The organism is Jannaschia sp. L-14R (assembly GCF_056857695.1).
The window spans coordinates 444,959-463,434 of record NZ_JBSXNP010000009.1; the positions used below are offsets into that span (position 1 = coordinate 444,959).

20 protein-coding genes are annotated in these 18,476 nt (G+C 61.7%); 11 read left to right on the top strand and 9 right to left on the bottom strand.

The annotated features are described in order from the left end of the window. Positions 1-32: 32 nt before the first annotated feature. From AC13C2_RS06550 to AC13C2_RS06565, 4 genes are read left to right on the top strand one after another with little or no spacing between them, the layout of a single operon-like run. Positions 33-443 (top strand): VOC family protein, encoded by a 411-nt coding sequence (locus tag AC13C2_RS06550; RefSeq protein ID WP_092764115.1) that lies wholly within the window; start codon positions 33-35, stop codon positions 441-443. Next, on the top strand, positions 440-1,378 hold the full coding sequence (locus AC13C2_RS06555; protein WP_482886281.1) for a 2-hydroxyacid dehydrogenase: 939 nt from the start codon (positions 440-442) through the stop codon (positions 1,376-1,378). The genes AC13C2_RS06550 and AC13C2_RS06555 overlap by 4 nt, the downstream gene beginning before the upstream one ends. Next, positions 1,375-2,493 (top strand): pyridoxal phosphate-dependent aminotransferase, encoded by a 1,119-nt coding sequence (locus AC13C2_RS06560; RefSeq protein WP_092764111.1) that lies wholly within the window; start codon positions 1,375-1,377, stop codon positions 2,491-2,493. The genes AC13C2_RS06555 and AC13C2_RS06560 overlap by 4 nt, the downstream gene beginning before the upstream one ends. Before the next feature lie 54 nt (positions 2,494-2,547). Then, on the top strand, positions 2,548-2,784 hold the full coding sequence (locus AC13C2_RS06565) for a hypothetical protein (RefSeq protein WP_339645876.1): 237 nt from the start codon (positions 2,548-2,550) through the stop codon (positions 2,782-2,784). 14 nt (positions 2,785-2,798) lie between these two features. Here AC13C2_RS06565 and AC13C2_RS06570 read toward each other — a convergent pair whose 3' ends face one another. Next, positions 2,799-3,269 (bottom strand): hypothetical protein, encoded by a 471-nt coding sequence (locus AC13C2_RS06570; RefSeq protein ID WP_482886282.1) that lies wholly within the window; start codon positions 3,267-3,269, stop codon positions 2,799-2,801. Between the two features lie 108 nt (positions 3,270-3,377). Further along, positions 3,378-4,592, bottom strand: coding sequence for a pyridoxal-phosphate-dependent aminotransferase family protein (locus AC13C2_RS06575; RefSeq protein ID WP_482886283.1), 1,215 nt, complete (start codon positions 4,590-4,592; stop codon positions 3,378-3,380). A gap of 107 nt (positions 4,593-4,699) precedes the next feature. On the opposite strand from AC13C2_RS06575, the gene ygfZ reads away from it, so the two are divergent. From ygfZ to AC13C2_RS06610, 7 genes are all read left to right on the top strand, one after another. After that, complete coding sequence (gene ygfZ / locus AC13C2_RS06580; protein ID WP_482886284.1) at positions 4,700-5,410, top strand: CAF17-like 4Fe-4S cluster assembly/insertion protein YgfZ; 711 nt, start codon at positions 4,700-4,702, stop codon at positions 5,408-5,410. A 145-nt stretch (positions 5,411-5,555) separates the two neighbouring features. Beyond that, positions 5,556-7,388: a M3 family oligoendopeptidase gene (locus AC13C2_RS06585; RefSeq protein WP_482886285.1), complete on the top strand. Its 1,833-nt coding sequence runs from the start codon at positions 5,556-5,558 to the stop codon at positions 7,386-7,388. Further along, positions 7,385-8,476, top strand: a complete 1,092-nt coding sequence (locus AC13C2_RS06590; RefSeq protein ID WP_482886286.1) for a zinc-binding dehydrogenase — start codon at positions 7,385-7,387, stop codon at positions 8,474-8,476. The genes AC13C2_RS06585 and AC13C2_RS06590 overlap by 4 nt, the downstream gene beginning before the upstream one ends. A 214-nt stretch (positions 8,477-8,690) precedes the next feature. After that, positions 8,691-9,398 carry an aminoacyl-tRNA hydrolase gene (pth, locus tag AC13C2_RS06595; RefSeq protein ID WP_482886287.1) on the top strand — a complete coding sequence of 236 codons (708 nt, stop codon included), beginning with the start codon at positions 8,691-8,693 and terminating at the stop codon, positions 9,396-9,398. A 150-nt stretch (positions 9,399-9,548) separates the two neighbouring features. Further along, on the top strand, positions 9,549-10,700 hold the full coding sequence (locus AC13C2_RS06600; protein WP_482886288.1) for a serine hydrolase domain-containing protein: 1,152 nt from the start codon (positions 9,549-9,551) through the stop codon (positions 10,698-10,700). A gap of 52 nt (positions 10,701-10,752) precedes the next feature. After that, positions 10,753-11,139: a DUF2237 family protein gene (locus AC13C2_RS06605; protein WP_482886289.1), complete on the top strand. Its 387-nt coding sequence runs from the start codon at positions 10,753-10,755 to the stop codon at positions 11,137-11,139. 207 nt (positions 11,140-11,346) lie between these two features. Then, the gene (locus tag AC13C2_RS06610; protein WP_482886290.1) at positions 11,347-11,826 is read left to right on the top strand and encodes a GNAT family N-acetyltransferase; all 480 of its coding nucleotides are present in this window, start codon (positions 11,347-11,349) and stop codon (positions 11,824-11,826) included. A gap of 78 nt (positions 11,827-11,904) precedes the next feature. Here the strand turns inward: AC13C2_RS06610 and AC13C2_RS06615 are convergent, their stop codons facing one another. The 7 genes from AC13C2_RS06615 to rpsA form a co-directional block, all read right to left on the bottom strand. Beyond that, positions 11,905-12,687 (bottom strand): DUF7282 domain-containing protein, encoded by a 783-nt coding sequence (locus AC13C2_RS06615; RefSeq protein WP_482886291.1) that lies wholly within the window; start codon positions 12,685-12,687, stop codon positions 11,905-11,907. A 307-nt stretch (positions 12,688-12,994) separates the two neighbouring features. Further along, positions 12,995-13,264 carry a hypothetical protein gene (locus AC13C2_RS06620; protein WP_482886292.1) on the bottom strand — a complete coding sequence of 90 codons (270 nt, stop codon included), beginning with the start codon at positions 13,262-13,264 and terminating at the stop codon, positions 12,995-12,997. Between the two features lie 4 nt (positions 13,265-13,268). Then, positions 13,269-14,501: a tryptophan synthase subunit beta gene (trpB, locus tag AC13C2_RS06625; RefSeq protein ID WP_474520743.1), complete on the bottom strand. Its 1,233-nt coding sequence runs from the start codon at positions 14,499-14,501 to the stop codon at positions 13,269-13,271. 382 nt (positions 14,502-14,883) lie between these two features. Continuing rightward, positions 14,884-15,546, bottom strand: coding sequence for a phosphoribosylanthranilate isomerase (locus tag AC13C2_RS06630; protein WP_482886516.1), 663 nt, complete (start codon positions 15,544-15,546; stop codon positions 14,884-14,886). Positions 15,547-15,576: 30 nt separating this feature from the next. Then, a complete protein-coding gene (locus AC13C2_RS06635) occupies positions 15,577-15,924 on the bottom strand; it encodes a LapA family protein (RefSeq protein WP_482886293.1) in 348 nt (115 codons plus the stop codon). Positions 15,925-15,997: 73 nt separating this feature from the next. Next, a complete protein-coding gene (gene ihfB / locus AC13C2_RS06640; protein ID WP_092764087.1) occupies positions 15,998-16,282 on the bottom strand; it encodes an integration host factor subunit beta in 285 nt (94 codons plus the stop codon). 402 nt (positions 16,283-16,684) lie between these two features. Next, complete coding sequence (gene rpsA / locus AC13C2_RS06645; RefSeq protein WP_339645506.1) at positions 16,685-18,397, bottom strand: 30S ribosomal protein S1; 1,713 nt, start codon at positions 18,395-18,397, stop codon at positions 16,685-16,687. Positions 18,398-18,476 lie beyond the last annotated feature (79 nt).

Here is an 18,476-nt window from a genome sequence, read left to right on the forward strand (position 1 = left end):
TCACCCACAGTCCAAAGCGCTAGAACCGGCGCATGAGCATATTTCACCTTGCCTTCAATGTCCGTGATCTGGACGGTGCACGCGCCTTCTACGGAGGCCTGCTGGGTTGCGCCGAGGGACGCTCGACCGATACATGGGTCGACTTCGATTTCTTCGGCCATCAGATAAGCCTGCATCTGGGCGAGCCGTTCGATCATCGCCCGACGGGCCGGGTCGGGGATCACATGGTCCCGATGCCGCACTTCGGGGTGCTGTTGCCAATGACTAACTGGCGCGCGCTGGCCGATCGACTGGAGGCAGCAGCGACGGAGTTCTTGATCGAACCGGTGCTGCGGTTCGCAGGACAACCAGGTGAACAGGCAACAATGTTTTTGCTGGACCCGTTTGGTAATCCGCTGGAATTCAAAGGCATGCAGGATCCGGCCGGAGCCTTTGCCACGTGACGCGGGTGCTTTTCGCCGCGCGACCGGATCGGTGGGAGGAGTATCGCGGCGTCCTGCCGACCGCCTTGGCCGAGGCCGGGGTCACGGCAGAAATTGTCCAGTTGAGCGACCGTCCGGACCCGGCAAGTATTGACTGGATCGTTTACGCCCCGAACTCCGACCTTCAGAATTTCGCGCCTTACACAAGACTGAAGGGCGTGCTGAATCTGTGGGCCGGGGTCGAAGATGTGGAGGGGAACCGCAGTCTGATTGCACCGCTGTGCCGGATGGTCGACAACGGCCTGACACGCGGCATGGTGGAATGGGTCACCGGGCATGTGCTGCGTCACCATCTGGGAATCGATGCACATCTGGTCCGTCCCATGATCGGCTGGGACACCAAGTCCCCGCCGCTTGCGGCAGACCGCCCCATTGCAATGCTGGGAATGGGCGAGCTGGGAACGGCCTGCGCTTCAGCACTCGTGGGTTTGGGATTTCCGGTTACCGGCTGGTCGCGCAGCCCCAAGACGGTCGCGGGTGTCCGGTCGGTGACGGGCCGCGATGGCCTGAAAGACGTGCTGTCCGGAGCCGAGATCGTCGTCCTTCTGACGCCGCACACGCGATCGACCGAAAACCTGATGAACGCGGAAACACTGGCCTGGATGCGGCCCGGAGCGGTGTTGCTGAACCCCGGTCGCGGTGCCCTCGTAGACGATGGCGCGCTGCTGCAGGCGCTGGACGGGCCGCTGGGTCACGCCACGCTGGATACGTTTCGGATCGAGCCGCTGCCCGACGATCACCCGTTCCGCACACACCCCAGGGTAACCGTCACCCCGCACATCGCTTCGACAACGCGACCTGCGACTGCGGCACGCGTGGTGGCCGAAAACATTCGACGGGGCGAGGCAGGCATGCCGCTTCTGCATGTCGTCGACCGGAGCGAGGCCCTGCAATGACAAAATCATCGCCGGTAAAACTGACCTCTCTGGCCCAGAGCCTTCCCGCATCCGTTCCCTTCGTCGGACCCGAAGCGCAGGAACGCGCGCGCGGCGCGCCTTTTGCCGCACGTCTGGGCGCGAACGAGAGTGCGTTCGGCCCGTCACCCCGCGCCATGGCCGCGATGACAGCCGTGACGCAGGATGCCTGGATGTATGGCGACCCGGAATATCACGCCCTGCGCACCGCCCTTGCCGACCACCATGGCATCGACGCCACGAACATCGTGGCGGGCGAAGGTATCGACGGGTTGCTCGGCTATCTGGTGCGGCTGTTGGTTGAACCGGGGGATGCAGTCGTCACCTCGGAGGGCGCCTATCCGACATTCAACTATCATGTCGCGGGATTTGGAGGCAGCCTGCACCGTGTGCCCTATGCGGGCAATCACGAGGATACGGCTGCACTGGTCGCGAAGGCGGCCGAAGTTGGCGCGAAATTGATCTATCTGGCCAACCCGGACAATCCGATGGGAAGCTGGCACGACGCAGAGACCGTTACCTGCATGCTCGACGCGCTGCCTGACGGCACGCTGCTGTGTCTGGACGAGGCCTATGCCGACCTTGCCCCGCCCGAAGCCGTCCCACCACTAGACACGGACGATGTTCGCGTCATCCGCTTGCGGACGTTCTCCAAGGCACACGGCCTTGCCGGTATGCGGGTCGGATATGCCATCGGCGAAGCCGGTCTGATCCGGGCCTTCGACAAGGTGCGCAACCATTTCGGGTTGGGCCGCGTCGCACAGGCCGGGGCGGTGGCCGCATTGGCCGATACCGACTGGCTGGCCGAAGTGCAGGCGCGGGTGGCGCAGTCCCGCGATGCGATCGCCGCAATTGCCCGGCAGAACGGGCTGATCCCCTTGCCCTCGGCCACCAACTTCGTCGCCGTCGATTGCGGACGTGACGGTGATTTCGCCCGGCGTGTTCTGGCGGCGCTGATCGCGCAAGACATTTTCGTTCGAATGCCGGGCGTTGCACCGCTGGACCGCTGCATCCGCATCAGTTGTGGCACGGCAGCGGACATGGACGCATTGCGGACGGCTTTGCCACGGGCCCTGTCGGAGGCGGCAGGATCGTGACTTCACTTGGCTGATCGATGCGCTAGGTTGACCGTCAGCATCACGGATAAGGCCATGCGCAACGACGGACAGATTGACCGGGTCGAAGATTACACCAATGCCTTTCTGGGCATGGCCTATCTGATGCTGATCACGGTTTTGGTATTTGTGTGGGGCGTCTGGGGATACCCTGTCGCGCTGGCAACCTGCGCGGGTCTGCACTTGGCGATCCGACGGTGGGGATTGTGGCGTGCGACGCGGAATGCGGCCTGGGACGCACGGGTCGAGGCCGTCCTGGCGAAACGCCGCTGACATCAACTTCAGATCTAGTCCTTGGTCTGAAGGCCTGACTCGGAAGACCCCGCACTCTTCGAGGATCCGGCATTCGACAGGCGATAGAACCGCGTCATCGTGCTGAGTCGATCCAGCGCAGCATCCTGATCCGCGATTGAGGCAATCTCGTCCGACGACACGCTGCTGACGCGGGCCGGTGCGGTTTGGTCAACGGAATGATCTGACGAAAGGGATACGTTGGCAGACGATCCGGTGATCGGCCCCGGCGTTGCGGACGACACATCGGATGTCGTCGGACCGCCCGATACAGCCGTCAGGGAAATGTCCAAAGGGGCCGTCGTCATTGCTTGGGGCGGCATGTCTGCAACCTGAAGCACAGATGCGAGGATCGGTCCCCACATCAGACCCAGCACGCCAGCGGCGACGAGTGTCTTGGTCGGTGCCGCGCTGACGACTTCGCGCAGGGACATACGGAGATGGGTCGCTGGATCGTCAGAGGTCATGGTCGGTTTCCGAATGGCAATCAGACGCAGTGGGCAAAAGCCGTCTACGTCCTCCCAGCAAAAGCCGCGAACATGGCCAAAATTCGGCGAAGACTTGTTTAGCCTATGTTATCCAGCAGTTCCGGCCAGAATGGCCGATGCGGCTTCCAGTGCACCGGCACCATGCGGAACGCCCGTGGCCTTGAGGCCCGCGTCGATGGTGGCCAGCGTTCCCAGCATACTGTGACCAGATACATGCCCCATGTGCCCGATCCGGAAAAACCCGTGCCATGCCGGGTCGTCGGGCGCGGCCATGCCGATCCCGATGCCCAGCGTCAGTCCCATCTGCTCCTCGCACCAGTGACGCAGACGTGTGGCATTCCCCGGCAGACGGACGGCAGTGACCGCATGGCTGCGACTGGCGGGGTCGCGGACGTTCAGTTCCAACCCGACTCCACCGGTGCCGTGATTCTCCCACTTGGCGAACGCCGCGTGCAGCGTATGTGCCAGCGTGGCGTGACGCGCCCAGACAGCATCAACCCCTTCTTCGTGGACAATCATGTCAAGGGCTTCGCGCAGACCATAAAGATGGTGCGTCGGGCCAGTCCCCTGGAAGTACCGGAAATACACCTCGGGGTTGGTGCGCGGAATCCAGTCCCAATAGAACGTGGCAAGGTCAGAGCGTTCTCGTGCCCGCGCCGCCCGGTCATTGTAGAAAACAAAGGCCATGCCTGCAGGCGTCATCAGCCCTTTCTGGCATCCGGCGAAGGCGACGTCGACGCCCCACTCATCCATCTCCATCATGTCGCAGGCCAGCGACGCCATGCAGTCTGCCTGCAACAGCGCCGGGTGACCCGCCGCATCCATCTCGGATCGGATCGCCCTGAGGTCGGCGCGCAAGGACGACGAGGTATCGACGTGGACGCAGAGGACCGATTTGATCTCGTGATCCTTGTCCGCGCGCAGTCTTTCACCAATGGCCGCCGGGTCCATCGCATCGCGGTTGCCGAAGTCCAGCATCTCCGTGCGGATGCCCATTCCGCGCGCCACTTCGGCCCAACCGTCGGCAAAACTGCCGGTGCGTGGCACTAGCACAAGATCGCCGCGCGCGTGGGTGTTGGCCAGCGACGCCTCCCATGCGGCATGGCCGTTGCCGATATAAATCGTGGCGTTGTGCGACGTGCAGGCGACGGCTTTCAGATCGGGGATCAAGGAATGCGTCAGATCCACCAGCGGCCCGTTGTAGATATTCGGCGACGGCCGATGCATCGCGCGCAATACCCGGTCGGGAATGATCGAAGGGCCGGGAATTGCCAGTGTCTGGGGGCCATGGGCAAAGGGCATGGAAGCTCCTGTTTAAGCGTTGGCAGATCGCTACGCCCGCCATTTCGCGGGGTCAATGTGCGGCTGTCGGGGGTTGGCATGGGGGCGGGTTTGCTTATGTGTCAGGCATGAACAGAACCATCCTCCGCGTGTCCGGTGACGACCGGGCGAAGTTCCTGCAGGGCCTGCTGACGCGGGACGTGCCTGCGACGGGTCTCGGCTATGCCGCTCTGTTGTCGCCACAAGGCAAATACCTTGCCGATTTCGTGACGTTCGCCGACCCCGAGGCCCTGTATCTTGACGTCGCGTCCGACATGGCGCCGGAATTGGCGCAACGGTTGTCGATGTACCGGCTGCGATCGAAGGTCACGATCGAAGACAGTGGTTTGACCGTAGCGCGCGGGCTGGACGACATGCCGACAGGCGCGCTCCCGGATCCGCGACCGGGTATGGGGTGGCGGCATTACGGCGTACGAGGCGGTGATGAAGTCGACTGGAACGCGGTGCGGGTCGAGAACATGGTGCCTCAGGCGGGGGCCGAATTGATCCCCAACGAAAGCTACATCCTCGAGATGGGGTTCGAGCGGCTGGGCGGCGTGGATTTCAAGAAAGGCTGCTATGTCGGACAGGAAATCGTCGCCCGCATGAAGCACAAGACCGAGTTGCGCAAAGGTCTGGCGCGGGTGCAGGGTGCGGTCTTGCCCGGTGCAGCAATCCTTTCGGACGGACGGCCAGCGGGCACCGTCCACACCGTGTCAGGCAACCGCGCGCTGGCCTATCTGCGGTTCGATCGGGCCGAAGGCATGGCGACCGAGGCCGGGCCGTTGACGCTGGCCTGATGCGAAACCTTTACCCCGTCTTCCGAAGGTATCCGCGATAAGGCCGCGTCCGTTCCCGCAGTCATGCGGCATGACCGACGCGATGGGTTTGCGATCCGGCATCGAAGGACCTACCTAGTTCTGAATCCAGAAACACGAGGCCTCCATGACATTCCAGTCCGTTCAAACGACGATCCTGCGCGATGCGACCCCCAGCCACGGCAACCAACCGCTGGGCAATCTGCCCGAATGGAACCTCGACGATCTGTATACAGGCGAGGATGCGCCCGAACTGGCCCGCGACATGTCGTGGCTGGAGGCGGAATGCGCAGCCTTCGCCGCCGACTATGAGGGCAAGCTGGCCGACCTTGATGCAGATGAAATGCTGCGCTGCATCCAGCGCAACGAAAAGATCGACGAAGTCGCAGGCCGCATCATGTCTTTTGCGGGCTTGCGCTATTATCAGGTCACGACGGATGGCGACCGGGCCAAGTTCATGTCCGATTGTCAGGACAAGCTGACAAATTTCACCACGCCGCTGGTGTTCTTTTCCCTGGAATTCAATCGTATCGACGATGACGCCTATGACGCGCTGATGGCCGCGAACGCGGACCTTGCCCGGTATCGGCCTGCGCTGGACCGGATGCGTGCGATGAAGCCCTATCAACTGTCGGACGAGTTGGAGAAGTTTCTGCACGACACTTCTGTCGTCGGCGCGAACGCGTGGAACAAGCTGTTCGACGAAACCATCGCCGGGCTGACCTTCGACGTGGACGGCGAGGAATTGGGGATCGAGGCAACGCTCAACAAGCTGACCGATCCGGACCGCGCGAAACGCGAGGCCGGTGCCCGTGCCTTGGCCGAGGTGTTCGGAAAACAGGTCCGCACCTTTGCGCGGGTCCACAACACGCTCGCCAAGGAAAAGGAGATCGTTGACCGCTGGCGCGCCCTGCCCAGCCCGCAAGCCAGCCGCCACATCGCCAACCACGTGGAGCCCGAGGTCGTCGAGGCGCTGCGCAATGCCGTGGTGGCCGCCTATCCGCGCCTTTCCCACCGCTACTACGCGCTGAAGGCGAAATGGCTTGGCCTCGACACGCTGCAAGTCTGGGACCGCAACGCCCCGCTTCCGATGGAGGAGACGCGCCTGGTCAGCTGGGACGAGGCGCGCAAGACCGTGATGGATGCCTACGCCGGGTTCTCGCCCGAGATGGCGAAGCTGGCCGAGCCGTTCTTCGACAAGGGCTGGATCGACGCGGAGGTCAAGCCGGGCAAGGCCCCCGGCGCCTTTGCCCACCCGACGGTCACGACCGTGCACCCCTACGTGATGCTCAACTATCTCGGAAAACCGCGCGACGTGATGACGCTGGCGCATGAACTGGGCCACGGCGTGCATCAGGTCCTGGCGGCGGGACAGGGCGAAATGTTGTCGTCGACACCGCTGACCCTGGCCGAAACCGCGTCGGTGTTCGGTGAGATGCTGACGTTCCGTGCCATGCTGGACGGCGCCAAGGATGATGCGCAGCGCAAGGTCATGCTGGCCGGCAAGGTCGAGGATATGATCAACACGGTCGTGCGCCAGATCGCCTTCTACGACTTCGAAGTAAAACTGCATGCGGCCCGCGCCGAGGGCGAGTTGACGCCCGAGGACATCGACGCCCTGTGGATGTCGGTGCAGGCCGAAAGCCTGGGCCCGGTATTCGAATACATGGAGGGCTACGAGCACTTCTGGGCCTATATCCCGCACTTCGTGCATTCGCCCTTCTACGTCTATGCCTATGCCTTCGGCGACGGCCTCGTAAATGCCCTCTATGCGGCCTATCAGGACGCGCCCGAAGGCTTTCAGGAAAAGTATTTCGATATGCTCAAGGCGGGCGGCTCGAAGCACCACAAGGAGTTGTTGGCTCCCTTCGGTCTGGACGCCAGCGACCCCGCGTTCTGGGACAAGGGCCTGTCGATGATCGAAGGTTTCATCGACGAGCTGGAAGCATTGGAGGAATGAGCGTCCTGCCCATGACCATGTCCGGTTGGGTTCTGACGGGGCACGGCGGACCCGAAGTGTTGGAATGGCGCACTGATCTGCCCTTGCCGGTGGCGGGACCGGGCGAGGTGTTGATCGCGGTACGCGCCAGCTCGGTTAACAACACCGACATTAATACACGGATCGGCTGGTATTCCAAATCGGTCCGCGGTGCGACGGATGGCAACGCTGTCGATGATGATGCGGGCGATGGCGGCTGGAACGGGGCGCTCTCGTTTCCACGCATCCAGGGCGCGGATTGCTGCGGTATCGTGGTGGCTACCGGTCCCGGCGTCGAAACCGGACGGGTAGGCGAACGCGTCGTTACCCGTGCAATGCACCGGGTCGAAAACGGCGGGCCGTTCGACATCGCGACCTTTGGGTCGGAACGCGACGGTGGCTTCGCGGAATACATGACCGCGCGAGCTGCTGACGCCATTGCCGTACATGCCGATGCAATAACGGACTCGGAGCTGGGTGTCTTGCCCTGCGCCTACTCTACCGCGGAAGGGATGCTGGACCGCGTCTCACTGTCCGCCGAACGGGTACTGATCACAGGCGCATCGGGCGGAGTCGGGCTGGCGGCAGTACAACTGGCGCGCCTGCGCGGGGCCGAGGTCACTGCCATCGCGGGAGGCGACAAGGGCGCTGCTGTGGCCAAGGCAGGTGCGCAACACGTCATCGGACGCGATGATCCGCTGCCCGATGGGTTCGACGTGGTGGTCGATCTGGTGGCTGGCCCACGCTGGCCCGACATGCTGGCTGCCCTACGGCGCGGCGGACGCTACGTTACGTCCGGCGCGATTGCGGGACCAATTGTCGAACTGGACATTCGCGACCTGTACCTGCGTGACTTGACATTGATGGGCAGCACGGCGCAGCCCGACCACATCATACCGACCCTGATCGCGCATATGGAGGCCGGTCGTCTGCACCCGGTTATCGCCGCATCCTATGATCTGCGGGACATGGCCGCCGCACAGGCTGCGTTCACCGCGAAACAGCATGTCGGAAAGATTGCTCTTCGCGTGGCGACGGGCGAACGCGGAACCGGGCAATCCGGAAGCTAGTCCAGCATATCGCGCAGCACCGCAACCCGCCCGGATTTCCTTCCTGTCTCCGGTCGCCCGATGGAGGGGAGGACAAAACGTACAGGTCGTCCTCGACACAGGTCCGCATGAAGCCCGCCAGATCGCCGGTGCGTGTGCGGATCAGGTCGGCTTCCTGACACTGGCCCCCCGCAGTCTAATATCATAGCAAAGGGCACGAATGTCGGAGGCGACGATGCAACTCTGGGTCGGCCTGGGCAATCCGGGCGCGAAATACGCAGGCAACCGCCACAATATCGGGTTCATGGCACTGGACCGGATCGCCGAGGATCAGGGCGTGATCTGGCGGTCCAAGTTTCAGGGCGCTGTGGCCGAAGTGCGGTTCGGATTCGAAAAGGTCTGGTTGCTTAAACCGATGACCTTCATGAACCTGTCCGGCCAATCGGTCGGCGAAGCGATGCGGTTTCACAAGCTGGAGCCCGGTGACGTCATTGTATTCCACGACGAACTCGACTTGGCCCCCGGCAAGATGAAGCTGAAGCAGGGCGGCGGCCATGCGGGCCACAACGGTCTGCGATCGATCCACCAGCACATAGGCCCGGAGTATGCGCGCGTGCGGCTGGGCATCGGCCATCCGGGGCACAAGGATCGCGTCGCGGGCTACGTCCTGTCGGATTTTGCCAAGGCAGAGGGCGAGATGCTGGACAATCTGGTGCGTGGCATCTGCGATGGCGCACCTAAGTTGGCGGCCGGAGATGGACCCGGCTTTTCCAATGCCGTTGGGTTGCGCGTCTCGCCGCAGCGACCGTCGACGGGGTCTGGCGGACCCAAGGCAAAGGCCGATGTTCCCAAACCGTCCAAACCAGATCCTGCACCCCGGCCCGAGGCGGAACCCGATCCTCCATTGTCGGCGCTCCAACGATTGGCCGCGCGGTTCAAGTGAGGCTGACAGACGCCTTTCGGGCGCAGGCAGTCAACTGCGCCGCCTTGGGCTCACCTTTCACGGACGTTGGGTCAACTGGTTACTGGGTCAAACCACACTGGACGCCCGGCGCCTGACCGTGCTTCGGTAACAAAAAGTATGGGGGCGGAAATGGTTAAATGGATCCAGCGGCTGGGACTGGCCATCCTGGCGGTCGCTGTTGTGGCGGCGCTCGCCGCGCTCTGGAAGCGGGAAGAGATTACACGTCTTCTGGCGGTAAATTCGCTGTTCGCCCCCGACCGTATTGTCGTGAACTTCAGTAACATGGACCGCGCCTTCCTGAACGTCCCGCTCTCCCAGGCATCGGGCACCCGTCTGCCCGATGGCTCGCCCGTGCCGCTGCCCGACGGTACAGAGAAATGGATCGCGGACAGGTCCATCACCTCGATTGTCGTACTCAAGGACGGCAAGGTCACGCACGAAAGCTACTATCTGGATACGCAGCCGGGCGATCTGAGGATCAGCTGGTCGGTCGCGAAATCATTCCTGTCGCTGCTGACCGGTATCCTAGTGGACGAAGGCGCGCTGACCCTGTCGGACCCGGTCGAAAAATACGCCCCGCCCCTGGCCAATTCAGCCTATGCCGGAGTGTCGGTGCAGGACATTCTGCAAATGGAATCCGGCGTCGCCTTTGACGAAGATTACTTCAACCCTGACAGCGATATCAACCGGATGGGTCGTGTGATTGCCCTGGGCGGGGCACTTGACGATTTCACTGCCGATCTGTCGGTACGCGACCGCGTGCCGGGTGCCGCGATGAAATACGTCTCGATGGATACACATGTGCTGGGCATGGTGCTGCGCGGCGCGACGGATCGGTCGATCCCGAATCTGATGGCCGAAAAACTGACCGGCCCGATGGGTATCGGCGCAGCGACCTATCTGACCGATGGCGAAGGCGTGGCATTCGTGTTGGGCGGGTTGAACATGACGACGCGGGATTATGCCCGCATGGGCCTGCTGGTTGCACAGGGCGGGCAATTGGACGGACGGCAGATCGTGCCCGAAGATTGGATCAACATCTCGACCGTGCCTTCCGCGCTGACCGAGGTGGGCCGGATGCGCTATGGGTATCAATGGTGGATGCCTGCCGATGTGAGGGCTGGCGAGATCATGGCGCAGGGCGTCTATGGGCAGTTCGTCTACATCGACCGCGCCCGCAATGTCGTGGTCGCCGTAAATGCCGCCGACCGCGCCTTTCGAGAGCCGGGCGTGTCCGAAGGCAACATCGAAATGTTCCGCAGGATCGCCGCCGCGCAATAGACGCCAGCATGCGTTGTGCTAGCGTTGCGGCAATCCGCAAGAGGAGAGACCGATGCCCGATACGCCCCCCGGCCAACTACCCGCGCTGAACGTCCACGGTGATGCGCTGGCCCCCTGTTCCAATGATCCATTGACCGGATTCTTCCGCGACGGCTGTTGTAACACCGGGGCGATGGACGGCGGGGTTCATACGGTCTGTGCCGTGATGACGTCCGAGTTCCTCGCCTATTCCAAGTATCTGGGCAACGACCTGTCGACGCCCCGGCCCGAATACGGATTCGCCGGATTGAAACCGGGGGACAAATGGTGCCTGTGTGCCGCACGTTTTCTGCAGGCCCACGAAGAAGATTGCGCGCCGCAGATCGACCTGTCGGCCACGCATCAGCGGACTTTGGATATCGTGCCGATGGATATCCTTACTCTCTATGTCACGGACTGACATGCTGAACCCATTCGCCGCCCTGTGCCTGACGGGCAGACCCGTGCTGACCGATACGCCTGACCTGCGAATGCCCGACCAGACGCGCCGATGCTGACCGAGGGGGTTTACCCCGTTCCATCGGGCAAGATCGCCACCGTGGTCACGCATCTGGAGATGTTGGCCCCGCCCGCGTCCGCTCCTGCTCCTTTCCCGAATGGGACTCGGATGAACCGAGTCGATCGCCCGAACGTGGATTGGTACCGCGACCTGTTCACCCGCGTTGGCGCGCTGGACTGGTTGTGGTTTTCCCGGCTTAAGATGGACGATGCAACGCTCGGCGCGATCCTCGGCGATCCGCAGGTCGAGGTTTTCGCACTGGAGAGGGCGGACCGTGCCGAGGGTCTTCTGGAACTGGACTTTAGGGATGGCGCGACCTGCGAACTGGCATTCCTGGGTCTGACCCCGACACTGCAGGGCGCAGGCGTGGGACGGGCGCTTATGTCAGCAGCCATCGACCGGGCCTTTGCCCGCCCGATCACCAAGCTTCAGATTCACACCTGCACCTTCGACAGCCCGGTCGCCTTGCCGTTCTATATCCGATCGGGGTTCATGCCGGTTCGCCGCGAGATCGAAATCGTCGACGACCCGCGCCTGACCGGCACGATCCCGGAAGGAGCGGCAGCGCATATCCCCGTCATTCGTTAACGCATGGATACACTAGCAGTCAGACGAAACGGGCCGCCCGCATCTGCGGACGGCCCCGATACCAGATATTAGGGATGATCAGCCGCCAAAGGGCACAGCAACCACTTCACCGTTCACCATGACAGGAGTGTCGACGTCCGTCATGCCATCGGCGAAATCATAGCTTGTGTTGCCATTGCTCTCGGTGTGCAGCATCGCGATGTAGGTATCGCCGGCTACGACCGGCGCGTCGAGCTTGACCTCGACATCAGACGATGTACCCGCCGATACGGCTTTGTGACCGATAGATGCCGGCACTACGGGTGCACCGTCCTTGGTCGAGTGGATCACCAGATAACCGTCCTGCGAGGCCTCAACGGTTGGAAAGGTGACGACGTCCCCTTTGACGGTGACCACCGAAACGTCGACCATATCGGTCACCGTGTCCTGCATCATCTCGGCTTCGACCATCATCTCGGTCGTGGCCTCAAGCATCGCCACGACAGGCGCATCGCCGTTCATGGCTGGGATGTCGACATCGGTCGATCCATCGGCGAAGTCGTAGGTGTCGTTGCCATTATCCTCGACGTGCAGCATGGCGGCAAACTGTGTGCCTTCAGGCAGATCCACATCCGACGCGACAGTCACATTGACGTTTTCGCCCGCCGAGATCGAGGTGTGACCGATTGAGGCCGGGGCAACAAGCTGACCATCGACCACTTCATGCAAGACGACATAGCCATCAGCATCCGCCGTGACATTGGTGAATGTAACTTCGTTTTCATTCAAAGTCGCACCGGTTGTGTCGATCCTGCTTTCAGCGGTGGCGGCCCCGGCCAGCAGTGCAGCCGCGGCAACGGTCGTAGTGAAAATACGTGTCATATCTTCCCTCCTTGGGAGTGATTGAACCCTTTCAACGTGCCACCAGTCGGATGGTTCATCCGCCCCGGATCACATAAACTTGCTCAAAGTGGACGTACGGTTCAGCAGACAATTCTGTCGCGAGGACTTCCCCGTCAAAGAACCTCGTGCATGTTCCGGCCAAGCATCTTTCCGGCCATGCGTCTTGGGGGCGGAGAGGATAGCCTCGCCGGCGAGCGACATGTATTGCGCACGCAATATGGTGCAGCCACGCGTATTCGGTCCCGATATCCGGGACGGCCACCCCGCACAATTCGGGCAGTCGCGGCTAGCGCCCGCGCCAGAGACCGCGTGCCGCCAAGACCAGTCCGAAGGTGACGCACCAGAGGACAAGGGCCAAAACGACCCGCCCATGCCAGAGCGAGATCGTCCAGACGGTCTGGCTGACCTGGGCTGTCGGGCGTCCGTCGAAACCAAGCCAGAACTGTCCGGCGATCACGCGGCCCGCACCCGCCGTGCCTCCCCACCAGAATGCAAACGCCAGATAGCTGATTGCGGCCAGCGCCAGCAGCACAAGACCGGCCCGAACAAGCGCCATGAAATCAAAGAACCTCGCCCATCTCCCACCCAAGCGCCTTGGCGACAGTGAAGATATCCTTATCTCCGCGCCCGCACATATTCATCACGATCAGGTGGTCCGATGGCAGGTCCGGCGCGATCTTGGTGACATGGGCCAGCGCGTGGCTGGGTTCCAGCGCAGGAATGATACCCTCCAACTTGCAACACAGCTGGAACGCCTCCAATGCCTCCTTATCGGTGATCGACACGTATTGCGCGCGTCCGATGTCGTGCAGCCATGCGTGTTCCGGTCCGATACCCGGATAATCCAGACCTGCACTGATCGAGAACCCTTCGAGAATCTGGCCATCATCGTCCTGCAACAGATACGTGCGGTTGCCGTGCAGCACGCCGGGCCGTCCGCCGGTCAGCGAGGCGCAATGCTCCATCCTGTCGTTGACACCCTTACCGCCCGCTTCGACCCCGATAATGTTTACATCCTTGTCGTCCAGGAACGGATAGAACAAACCCATCGCGTTCGATCCGCCGCCGATGCAGGCGATGATCGTGTCAGGCAGACGCCCCTCGGCATCCTGCATTTGCACCTTGGCTTCCTGACCTATGATTGCCTGAAAATCGCGGACCATGGCAGGATAGGGATGCGGGCCAGCGACCGTGCCGATACAGTAGAATGTATCGTCCACGTTCGTCACCCAATCACGCAGCGCATCGTTCATCGCATCCTTCAGTGTACCGCGCCCGGACGTGACCGCGATGACTTCAGCCCCCAGCAGCTTCATGCGGAACACGTTGGGTGACTGACGCTCGACGTCGTGCGCGCCCATGTAGACCACACATTTCAAACCGAACTTGGCGCAGACCGTCGCCGTCGCCACACCGTGCTGGCCCGCGCCGGTTTCCGCGATGATCCGGGTCTTGCCCATGCGCCGCGCCAAAATAATCTGGCCCAGCACATTATTGATCTTGTGCGCGCCGGTGTGGTTCAACTCGTCGCGCTTGAGATAGATTTTCGCACCCCCCAGACGCTCGGTCAGGCGCTCCGCGAAATACAGCGGGCTGGGGCGACCGACGTAATGGGTCCAGAGATCGTGCATCTCGGCCCAGAAGCTGTTGTCGGTCTTGGCGTATTCGTATTGCCGCTCCAACTCCAGGATCAAAGGCATCAGCGTTTCGGAGACGAAGCGTCCGCCGAAGTCGCCAAAACGGCCGTTTTCGTCCGGGCCGGTCATGAAACTGTTCAGAAGATCGTCGGGCATTATCTCTCCTCGTTTGGTCCGGGTTTAGGGCGCGCGGGCGCTCGCCGCAACGGGGGCACACCTCTTGTCACCTCTCGGGTATGCTAAGCTCTCCGGACAAGAAGGAGAGCGCCATATCAGGATAAGACGTCCGCTTAACAACCTTCAACCTGCTCTATCTCAACCAGCCCGGCCTTCCAGCATGTAATGATCGCGATGGCTGGGATGCCAAGGGCATTGGCTACGCCCTTTCGACAACCCGGCACCCCGCCGAAGCGGTGGCCCGGCAGATGCTCCTGACGGTCGAAATGAAAGGCACCGGTACGACCGTCGTCGTTCCGGGCGACTGTTACGACGCAGCTACGACGCAGCGGCCCGATTGAGATACAGGCCTGCGAAGGCGTTACTGGCCTGACGCAGCCGTGCAGAAAGCCGCGATCAGGCGTGCGTCCTTGACGCCCGGCGCTGACTCGACGCCAGAGGATACATCGACCTGTCGTGCGCCGGTCAGGCGCACCGCCTCGGACACGTTATCGGGCGTCAGGCCACCAGCCAGCATCCAGGGCATCTTCCACTCTCGCCCGGCGATCAGCCGCCAGTCGAAACCGACACCGTTCCCGCCGGGCAAACTGGCATCCTCGGGCGGCTTGGCGTCCACGAGAACCTGATCCGCCACGTCGACATAACGATCCAATATGGGCAGATCAGCGGCATCGCGCAGGCCGACTGCCTTCATGACCGGCAGGCCGGTGCGTGTTCTGACTTCTGCAACGCGTTCAGGCGTCTCCGTGCCGTGTAACTGGATCATATCCAGTGGCACCGTTCCGGTAATCGCATCCAGCAGCGCATCATCGGGGTTCACCACCAAAGCGACTTTGGCCAGACCGACGGGCGCTGCCAGCGCAAGGTCCCGCGCTTGTGGAAAACTGACATTGCGCGGTGACTTCTGAAAGAACACAAGCCCCATGTAAGCGGCGCCTGCCTCGGACACTGCGGCTACGTCAGACAATCTGGTCAAACCACAGATCTTGGTTCGAACCCCCGATCCGGGTCGTGTCACGCGCATCATATCAGAAAGACCCCGATTCCTGGGCGGTCAGCGTGCATCACCCAAAAGCGCCAGAACCTCGTCCTGATCGGAGGCGGCGCGGGTCTTGGACAGCTCTTTCTGAAGGCGCTCTTTTTGCGCCCGTTCGGAGCGGGCTTCGGCGCGATGCTTGTGCTCGCGAAGCCATTCCCAGACGAAACCGATCAGCAGACCCATAGCTATGGCGATGAACAGCACGATAAACAACGGAAGTGTTATCGACAGATCAAGGCCAAGACGTGTGCCAATTTCTTCCGGCAACAGACGCAGGGTCACGGCACCGCGATTCGCAAGCGCCAGAACCAGAAGGCAAAGGGCGAGAAGGCCAAGAAAGAGATAGCGTAAAAAGATCATCATCTGGACCTAGCTCCGCCGCGCCGTCCTGTCCAGCAGGAGCGTATGGCAAAGGTATCCGCCGTTTAACCGTTCATCACGCCTTGCCGTTCAGACGGTCGCGCAAAAGCTTGCCAGCCTTGAAAAACGGCACGTGCTTCTCCTCGACCTCGACAGCTTCGCCCGTGCGCGGATTACGCCCGGTGCGGGCATCGCGCTGCTTGACGGAAAACGCGCCAAACCCTCGCAACTCCACCCTGTTGCCGTCCGACAGGGCCTGAATGACCTCTTCGAATATCGTATTCACGATTTTCTCGACGTCACGCTGGTAAAGATGCGGGTTTTCGTCAGCGACTTTCTGAATCAGCTCGGATCGTATCATTTCAAACCTTCCCGCGATTTATTGCACCGAGGTAACGTTTCCGCAGGTGCAGAACACATATCGAATTCACTACACACCCGAAAGCTGTCTCCGGACGTCAATTGACGGAAACCGGCATGCAACCGCGACAGGACATCGGATAGGACGTGTCTGCCGACGATACCACTGCCTATGCTGCTTTATCTAGCAGATCAACTTGTTGGCGATCATTAGACAGGAGCGAACGTTTTGCGCGATTCCTTGCGCAGATAGCCTCCAAGCCTCCTTCTGTCAGTGTCAAAAGACGTAGCTAAAATGGAATTTGGTGCAGTCTGGACAGTTTGGACTGTCAGCAGGCCGGAATCGAAAACGGCCCCGCCCGAAGGCGGGGCCGTTGATATTTTCACCCGAGGGCGGGCTGGATCAGTCGTCGTCGCCCTTGAGCGCGGCGCCAAGGATGTCGCCCAGCGATGCACCCGAATCGGAGGAGCCGAACTGCTCGACGGCCTCTTTCTCTTCAGCGATTTCACGTGCCTTGATCGACAGGCCCAGACGACGGGCCTTGCTGTCGACGTTGGTGACGCGAACGTCGAGCTTGTCACCGACACCAAAACGCTCGGGGCGTTGATCGGCCCGGTCACGTGCCAGATCGGAGCGGCGGATGAAGGACTTCATGCCCTCATATTCCACTTCGATTCCGCCTTCTTCGATCTTGGTAACCTCAACCGTGATGATCGAACCGCGCTTCACGCCGCCAATCGCCTCGGCGTAGGGATCGCCCCCGGCCGCCTTGATGGAAAGCGAGATACGCTCCTTGTCGGTGTCGACCTCGGACACGACCGCCTTGACGATATCGCCCTTGCGGTAATCGCCGATGACGTCTTCACCACGGCCTTCCCAGGTCAGGTCCGACAGGTGGACCATACCGTCGATGTCGCCTTCCAGACCGATGAACAGACCGAACTCGGTGATGTTCTTGACCTCGCCCTCGACGGGCGTGCCCTCGGGGTGGGTTTCGGCGAAGACTTCCCACGGATTACGCTGCGTCTGCTTGAGACCCAGCGATACGCGGCGCTTGGCGGTGTCGATTTCCAGCACCATGACCTCGACCTCTTGCGAGGTGGACACGATCTTGCCGGGATGGACGTTCTTCTTGGTCCACGACATTTCAGACACGTGCACCAGACCCTCGACGCCCGGCTCCAGCTCCACGAATGCACCGTAATCGGTGATGTTCGTGACGCGGCCCGTGTGGTTCGAATCCAGCGGGTACTTGGCGATCACGGTGTCCCAAGGATCGTCCTGCAGCTGTTTCATGCCGAGGCTGATGCGATGGGTTTCCTTGTTGATTTTGATGACCTGAACCTTGACGGTCTCGCCGATCGACAGGATCTCGCGCGGATCGTTGACACGACGCCAGGCCATGTCGGTGACGTGCAGCAGGCCATCGACGCCACCCAGATCGACGAACGCGCCGTACTCGGTGATGTTCTTGACGACGCCGTCGACGGTCTGACCTTCGGCCAGGTTACCGATGACTTCGGCGCGCTGCTCGGCACGGCTTTCCTCAAGGATCGCGCGGCGCGACACCACGATGTTGCCACGACGACGATCCATTTTCAGGATCTGGAACGGCTGCTTCAGACCCATCAGCGGGCCGGCATCGCGCACGGGGCGGACGTCGACCTGGCTGCCGGGCAGGAAGGCCACGGCACCGCCAAGGTCGACCGTGAAGCCGCCCTTGACGCGACCGAAGATGGCACCTTCGACGCGCTCTTCCTTGCCATAGGCTTCTTCCAGACGATCCCAGGCGGCTTCACGGCGGGCCATCTCGTGCGAGATGACGGCTTCGCCACGAGAGTTCTCGACGTTGCGCAGAAAGACTTCGACTTCGTCGCCGACTTCGATTTCCGCAGCTTCACCAGGGTTCGCGAATTCCTTGAGATCGACGCGACCTTCCATCTTGTAGCCGACGTCGATGATGGCCTGACCCGCTTCGATTGCGAGTACCTTGCCTTTGACAACGCTGCCTTCTTGCGGCGTGTCGATTTCGAGGCTTTCGTTCAAGAGGGCCTCGAACTCCTCCATGGATGCATTCTGAGCCATATGGCTGTGTCTATTCCTTTGTTTACGTATGCTGGCCGCGCGGTTGTCTCCGCCGGTCTGGATTGATGTCCGCCTTCGGCGAAACGGATTGGTCGGAAAGTGCCCTGAG

Excerpts from the sequence above, each read along its gene's own strand:
- AC13C2_RS06635 (WP_482886293.1), bottom strand. The coding sequence starts at position 15,924 with ATGATGATCTTTTTACGCTATCTCTTTCTTGGCCTTCTCGCCCTTTGC.
- ihfB (WP_092764087.1), bottom strand. The coding sequence starts at position 16,282 with ATGATACGATCCGAGCTGATTCAGAAAGTCGCTGACGAAAACCCGCAT.
- AC13C2_RS06575 (WP_482886283.1), bottom strand. The coding sequence starts at position 4,592 with ATGCCCTTTGCCCATGGCCCCCAGACACTGGCAATTCCCGGCCCTTCG.
- AC13C2_RS06550 (WP_092764115.1), top strand. The coding sequence starts at position 33 with ATGAGCATATTTCACCTTGCCTTCAATGTCCGTGATCTGGACGGTGCA.
- AC13C2_RS06620 (WP_482886292.1), bottom strand. The coding sequence starts at position 13,264 with ATGGCGCTTGTTCGGGCCGGTCTTGTGCTGCTGGCGCTGGCCGCAATC.
- AC13C2_RS06565 (WP_339645876.1), top strand. The coding sequence starts at position 2,548 with ATGCGCAACGACGGACAGATTGACCGGGTCGAAGATTACACCAATGCC.
- AC13C2_RS06560 (WP_092764111.1), top strand. The coding sequence starts at position 1,375 with ATGACAAAATCATCGCCGGTAAAACTGACCTCTCTGGCCCAGAGCCTT.
- AC13C2_RS06570 (WP_482886282.1), bottom strand. The coding sequence starts at position 3,269 with ATGACCTCTGACGATCCAGCGACCCATCTCCGTATGTCCCTGCGCGAA.
- trpB (WP_474520743.1), bottom strand. The coding sequence starts at position 14,501 with ATGCCCGACGATCTTCTGAACAGTTTCATGACCGGCCCGGACGAAAAC.
- AC13C2_RS06600 (WP_482886288.1), top strand. The coding sequence starts at position 9,549 with ATGGTTAAATGGATCCAGCGGCTGGGACTGGCCATCCTGGCGGTCGCT.
- AC13C2_RS06630 (WP_482886516.1), bottom strand. The coding sequence starts at position 15,546 with ATGCGCGTGACACGACCCGGATCGGGGGTTCGAACCAAGATCTGTGGT.
- AC13C2_RS06590 (WP_482886286.1), top strand. The coding sequence starts at position 7,385 with ATGAGCGTCCTGCCCATGACCATGTCCGGTTGGGTTCTGACGGGGCAC.
- ygfZ (WP_482886284.1), top strand. The coding sequence starts at position 4,700 with ATGAACAGAACCATCCTCCGCGTGTCCGGTGACGACCGGGCGAAGTTC.
- pth (WP_482886287.1), top strand. The coding sequence starts at position 8,691 with ATGCAACTCTGGGTCGGCCTGGGCAATCCGGGCGCGAAATACGCAGGC.
- AC13C2_RS06605 (WP_482886289.1), top strand. The coding sequence starts at position 10,753 with ATGCCCGATACGCCCCCCGGCCAACTACCCGCGCTGAACGTCCACGGT.
- AC13C2_RS06615 (WP_482886291.1), bottom strand. The coding sequence starts at position 12,687 with ATGACACGTATTTTCACTACGACCGTTGCCGCGGCTGCACTGCTGGCC.
- AC13C2_RS06610 (WP_482886290.1), top strand. The coding sequence starts at position 11,347 with ATGAACCGAGTCGATCGCCCGAACGTGGATTGGTACCGCGACCTGTTC.
- AC13C2_RS06585 (WP_482886285.1), top strand. The coding sequence starts at position 5,556 with ATGACATTCCAGTCCGTTCAAACGACGATCCTGCGCGATGCGACCCCC.